The 4049-nt window shown below is 71.7% G+C and carries 6 protein-coding genes; 3 read left to right on the top strand and 3 right to left on the bottom strand.

Going from position 1 to position 4049, the window contains the following annotated elements; genetic code table 11:
* Window positions 1–81: 81 nt before the first annotated feature.
* Both COGEMETH_RS10710 and COGEMETH_RS10705 read right to left on the bottom strand, forming a co-directional pair.
* On the bottom strand, window positions 82–1242 hold the full coding sequence (locus tag COGEMETH_RS10710; protein WP_238182552.1) for a M20 aminoacylase family protein: 1161 nt from the start codon (window positions 1240–1242) through the stop codon (window positions 82–84).
* Window positions 1239–2465, bottom strand: a complete 1227-nt coding sequence (locus COGEMETH_RS10705) for a GNAT family N-acetyltransferase (protein WP_238182551.1) — start codon at window positions 2463–2465, stop codon at window positions 1239–1241. Before COGEMETH_RS10705 ends, COGEMETH_RS10710 begins: the two co-directional genes overlap by 4 nt.
* A 121-nt stretch (window positions 2466–2586) precedes the next feature.
* Here COGEMETH_RS10705 and COGEMETH_RS10700 point away from each other — a divergent pair, with 121 nt between their 5' ends.
* Window positions 2587–2889, top strand: coding sequence for a type II toxin-antitoxin system RelE/ParE family toxin (locus COGEMETH_RS10700; protein ID WP_283214980.1), 303 nt, complete (start codon window positions 2587–2589; stop codon window positions 2887–2889).
* A gap of 13 nt (window positions 2890–2902) precedes the next feature.
* Window positions 2903–3241 carry a HigA family addiction module antitoxin gene (locus COGEMETH_RS10695; RefSeq protein WP_238182550.1) on the top strand — a complete coding sequence of 113 codons (339 nt, stop codon included), beginning with the start codon at window positions 2903–2905 and terminating at the stop codon, window positions 3239–3241.
* 16 nt (window positions 3242–3257) lie between these two features.
* On the opposite strand, the gene COGEMETH_RS10690 is transcribed toward COGEMETH_RS10695, so the two are convergent.
* On the bottom strand, window positions 3258–3980 hold the full coding sequence (locus COGEMETH_RS10690; protein WP_373875343.1) for a glycerophosphodiester phosphodiesterase family protein: 723 nt from the start codon (window positions 3978–3980) through the stop codon (window positions 3258–3260).
* On the opposite strand from COGEMETH_RS10690, the gene COGEMETH_RS25790 reads away from it, so the two are divergent.
* On the top strand, window positions 3979–4049 hold a 71-nt coding region (locus tag COGEMETH_RS25790), incomplete at its 3' end, for a hypothetical protein (RefSeq protein WP_373875342.1). The two genes, COGEMETH_RS10690 and COGEMETH_RS25790, sit on opposite strands and share 2 nt — an antisense overlap.

Raw genomic sequence — 4049 nt, 5'->3', positions numbered from 1 at the left:
TCCCGACCCTCGCTCACGCGAGGGCCACCCTCCCCCGCAGAGGGGGGAGGGAGACGCGGCTTTGCCGCGGATTGAAGAAAATTACGCGGCGGTGCGGCGCTCCACCAGCCGGGCGAGGTAGGCGCTGCCGAGGGGGATGATCGTGTCGTCGAAGTTGTAGCTGGCGTTGTGCAGGCCCGGCCCCGGGTTCGAGCCGATCCAGGCATAGGCGCCGGGCACCGCCATCGTCATGTCGGCGAAGTCCTCGCTGCCCATGCGGGGGGTGGCGTTGGCCTCGACCTGGTCGGCGCCGAACAGCTCCGTGGCGATCGCGGTGGCGGCGGCGGCCTGTTCGGGGGCGTTCTCCAGCACGGAGAACACGTCCTGGATCTCCACCGCGATCTCGGCGCCGTAGGCGGTGGCGAACCCCGCGGCCAGCTCCCGGATGCGCTGGGAGGCCAGCGCCCGCAAGCCCTTGTCGAAGGTGCGGACGGTGCCGGCCAGGTGCGCGGATTCGGGGATGATGTTGTAGGCGGAGCCCGCGTGGATCTGGGTGATCGAGAGCACGATCGACTTCAGGGGGTCGGCATTGCGCGAGACGATCGACTGCATGGCCTGGGCCAACGCCGTGGCGACCAGGATCGGGTCGACCCCGTGGTGGGGCTGGGCCGCGTGGATGCCGCGGCCCTGGACGCGGATGTCGAAGAAGTCGGCCGCGGCCATGATCGGGCCGGGGCGCAGCTTGATCGCCCCGTGCGGGCCGTGCGGCTGGTTGTGCAGGCCGTAGATCTCGTCGCAGGGGAAGCGCTCGAACAGGCCGTCGGCGAGCATGGCGCGCGCCCCGCCCAGGCCCTCCTCCGCCGGCTGGAACACGAACACGGCGGTGCCGTCGAAGTCGCGGGTCTCGGCGAGGTAGCGGGCCGCGCCCACCAGCATGGTGGTGTGGCCGTCATGCCCGCAGGCGTGCATCTTGCCCGGCACGGTGGAGCGGTAGGGGAGGTTCGTCTCCTCCTCGATGGGCAGCGCGTCCATGTCGGCGCGCAGGCCGATGCGGCGGCCGTTGTCGCTGCGTCCCTTCAACAGGCCGACGACACCGGTGCCGCCCACGCCCCGGTGCACCTCGATGCCGAAGCCTTCGAGGAGGTCGGCGACGATGCCGGCCGTGCGCACCTCCTCGAAGCCGATCTCGGGATGGGCGTGGAGGTCGCGGCGCAGCGCCGTGAGTTCGTCGGCATAGGTGGTGATGCGGTCGATGGGGCTCATCGCGGGGGCTCTTCCGTGCAGGGGCGCCGGAACGGCGTCAGGGTGTCGAGTTCGTCCAGCGCCGCCGCGACGTGGGCGCGCTCGCGGTTCAGGTAGTCGGCCACCGCCTTCCGGAAACCGGGGTCGGCGATGTCGTGGGCGGAGTGCATCAGCACCGGGCGGTAGCCGCGGGCGAGCTTGTGCTCGCCCTGCGCCCCGGCCTCGACCCGCCGCAGGCCGCGACCGATCGCGAAGTCGATGGCCTGATAGTAGCAGATCTCGAAATGCAGGAAGGGGTGCTCCTCGATGCAGCCCCAGTTGCGCCCGTAGAGGGCTTTGTCGCCGATGAGGTTGATGGCCCCGGCCACGTACCGGCCGGCCCGCCTTGCCATGACCAGCAGCACCCGGTCGGCCATGCGCTCGGACAGGAGCGAGAAGAACCGGCGGTTGAGGTAGGGCCGGCCCCACTTGCGCGCGCCGGTATCGGTGTAGAATTCGTAGAACGCGTCCCAGTGGGCCTCCGTGATGTCGGCGCCGGTGAGGTGCTCCACGCTGATGCCGGGGGACAGCGCGTCGCGCCGCTCGCGCCGGATGCCCTTGCGCTTGCGCGAGGCGAGCGCGCCCAGGAAGTCCTCGAAGCTCGCGTAGCCGGGATTGTCCCAGTGGAACTGCTGGTCGGTGCGTTGCAGGAAGCCCGCCGCGCCCGCCCGCGCCCACTCGGCCTCCTGCATGAAGGTGACGTGGATCGAGGAGGCCCGGGTCTGCTCGCGCAGCGCCCGCAGGCCGGCGACCAGGCCGCCGGTGGCGAGCTCCGGGTCGGCGCCGGGGGCGATCAGGAAGCGCGGGCCGGTGACGGGGGTGAAGGGCACGCTGACCTGGAGCTTGGGGTAGTAGCTGCCCCCCGCCCGCTCCAGGGCGTCGGCCCAGCCGTGGTCGAACACGTACTCGCCCTGGCTGTGGGACTTCAGGTAGCAGGGCGTGACGCCCAGCACCCGGCCCTCGCGCTCCAGCACCACGTGGAGGGGCAGCCAGCCGGTCTTGCGCGAGACGCAGCCGGAATCCTCCAGGGCCGAGAGGAAGGCATGGGAGACGAAGGGGTTGTGGGTCTCGTCGCCGCCCTCCAGGGTCTCGGGGGAGGTGGCGCAGGCATCCCACGCGGCCGCGCCGATCTCCTTGAGGCCGGCCAGCGCCCGCACCTGCAGGGGCGGGACGGCAGCCTCGGGGGTCGGGCCGGGTTTCTCCATGGGCGGCAATCTAGCCCGGTGCCGGGGGCGGGCAAGGTGGTTTTGGGACAGCGCGCCGTCGCAGGCGCGGGCAGGGCCCGGCGCATCGCCCCTTCCGTCTCGTATCCACCAATGATACCAAATGACGTCCAGGGAGAGGCGACTGATCCAGAGCTTCGCGAACCGCGCCACGGAGGCGGTCTACCGGGGGCAGCGACCGAAGGGCTTTCCGGCCGAGATCTTCGCGGCGGCCCGGCGCAAGCTCGCCTATCTCGATCAGGCGCGCGACCTGAACGACCTGCGCGCGCCGCCGGGCAACCGGTTGCATGCCCTCCTCCACGACCGGGCCGGGCAGCATGCCATCCGGGTCAACGACCAGTACCGGATCTGCTTCCGCTGGACCGAAGCCGGTCCCGCCGAGGTCGAGATCGTCGATTACCACTGAGGGAGCGCTGCCCATGGACGGATCGCCGCTCGCGGCCGACGACCTGGAGATCGTCGAGACGTTGCCGCCCCTGCATCCGGGCGAGGTCCTGCGCGAGGAATTCCTGAGACCGCTGGGTCTGAGCGCCTACGCGGTCGCGCGCGCCTGCGGTGTGCCCCGCACCCGGATCGAGCGGATCGCGCGCGAGGAGATCGGCATCACCGCCGACACCGCCCTCCGGCTCGGACGTTATTTCGGGACCTCGGCCGAACTCTGGCTCAACCTGCAGGCGCGCCACGACCTGGAGACCGCGCAGATCCGGTCCGGCACGGCGCTGGCGCAGATCACGCCGCTGCCGCGCGACGCCGCCTGAACGACAGCGAAACGACTCACGGCAAGAACCCCTCGAACACCATCTGGTCCGCGTGCAGCCCGGCCGCCCGACGCTGGTCGGGATTGCGCACCGTCCAGGCCATCACCGGCCGATGCCCGAGGCGCCGGCAGAGATGGGTGGCGGCGCAGGGCAGGTCGTCCACGCGCCAGGACAGGAAGTCCGGCCGGGTCTCGTCGAAGTGGAGCAACTCTGCGAGCGACCGGCGCTCCGACTCGGGCAGGGCGGCGTAGGCCGGGTCGTCCTGGCGGGATTCGGCGACGATGCCGCGCGGGATCTTTTCAGGGACGAGGCCGCGCAGGGCGGCCACCACCTTCGGGTCGAAGGATTTCAGGGCCACCGGGCCGTCATAGGCGGCCAGAACCTCCGCCACCCGCCGCGTCAGGGCGAGCGCGCCGTCGAAGCGCGACTTGACCTCCACGATCAGCGGCACCGCCCCGGCGATCGCGGCGAGGAGTTCCGGCAGGGTCGGGATGCGCTCCGCGCTGCCGGCCACGCACAGCGTCCCGAGGTCGGCGGCCGTTTTCGAGGCGACCGGCTCGGCCGCCCCCGTCAGCCGCCCCAGGCCCTCGTCGTGGAACACCATCGCCTCGCCGTCGCGGCTGATCTGCACGTCGCACTCGATGGCGCAGCCGGCCTGGATCGCGGCGCGTGCGGCCGCGATCGTGTTCTCGGGGCGGCTCGAGTGCGACGTGCAGATCAGCCGCGACGGCGAGGCGATGGTGTTCCACGACGAGGGCCTGGGGCGGCTGACGGGGGCGGCCGAGCCGGTCGCCTCGAAAACGGCCGC

Source organism: Methylobacterium trifolii (assembly GCF_022179685.1).
GTDB lineage: Bacteria > Pseudomonadota > Alphaproteobacteria > Rhizobiales > Beijerinckiaceae > Methylobacterium > Methylobacterium trifolii.
Note: the sequence above shows the minus strand (reverse complement) of the source record. Positions and strands in the feature narration are given on the sequence as shown.

Coding starts and splice junctions, on each gene's coding strand:
- COGEMETH_RS10700 (WP_283214980.1), top strand. CDS start 2,587: ATGACGTCCAGGGAGAGGCGACTGATCCAGAGCTTCGCGAACCGCGCC.
- COGEMETH_RS10710 (WP_238182552.1), bottom strand. CDS start 1,242: ATGAGCCCCATCGACCGCATCACCACCTATGCCGACGAACTCACGGCG.
- COGEMETH_RS10695 (WP_238182550.1), top strand. CDS start 2,903: ATGGACGGATCGCCGCTCGCGGCCGACGACCTGGAGATCGTCGAGACG.
- COGEMETH_RS10705 (WP_238182551.1), bottom strand. CDS start 2,465: ATGGAGAAACCCGGCCCGACCCCCGAGGCTGCCGTCCCGCCCCTGCAG.